We start from the raw sequence: 881 nt of genomic DNA, 5'->3' as shown, positions 1-881 counted from the left end.
GATGAGTGCGGTGTAAGTAGAGCAGGACTCCCGTAACAACAGCGGTTGCGAAGCCAAACCGTTGTCCCAGGAGCCCTGCCATGCCGTTGTACCGTTCCGAGCCTTGCGATGCCAACTCTGGTCCCTCTTCTGCGTGTTGCTGCGTGGCCTGCCGGTACGGCCAGGGAGGGGTGTGTGCCGGGCGTCCGCGGCGGTATCCGTCGGACATGAGCGATGCGGAATGGCTGGTCACCGAGCCGTTGCTGCCTCTGGCCGCTTGGCGGTGGGGCTGGGGAGGCCGACCGGAGAAGCACTGCCGGCGAAAGATCGTCGATGCGATCAGGTATGTGGTGGACAACGGCTGCAAGTGGCGGGCCCTGCCCGTCGACTTCCCGCCCTATCAGACTGTGTATGCGTTCTTCGTGCGGTGGGAACGGGCCCAGTACGTCGACGATCTGCACGACACTCTTCGCGACCGACTCCGGCGTCACGCGGGCCGCGACACCGAACCGAGCGCTGCCATCATCGATTCGCAGTCCGTGCGGGCCGCCGAGACTGTCGCCCTGGACAGCCGCGGGTGGGACGCGGGCAAGAAGGTGAACGGCCGCAAGCGGCACATCGCTGTCGACACATGCGGTCTGCTGCTGGTGGTCCTGGTCACCATGGCCTCGGTGCAGGACCGCGACGGCGCCCGCCCGTTGATTTCCCGACTACGCCGGCTCCATCACCGCATCGCCTTGATCTGGGCGGACGGCGGATACGCCGGCAAGCTCGTGACCTGGGCACAAGAGCGATGGAGCCTCAACCTCGACATCATCAAACGCACCGACGATGCGAAAGGCTTCGTCGTCCTGCCCCGCCGGTGGGTAGTCGAGCGCAGCCTGTCCTGGATCTGCCGCAGA

The 881-nt window shown here is 65.8% G+C and carries 1 protein-coding gene; it reads left to right on the top strand.

The genetic code is table 11. The annotated features are described in order from the left end of the window. Positions 1 to 206: 206 nt before the first annotated feature. Positions 207 to 881: IS5 family transposase (locus IE185_RS32850; protein WP_189716581.1), on the top strand; the 675-nt coding region annotated here is incomplete at its 3' end.

Source organism: Streptomyces chryseus (assembly GCF_014650755.1).
GTDB lineage: Bacteria > Actinomycetota > Actinomycetes > Streptomycetales > Streptomycetaceae > Streptomyces > Streptomyces chryseus.
The sequence above is the reverse complement of the archived record's forward strand: the minus strand, read 5'-3'. Positions and strand labels throughout refer to the sequence as shown.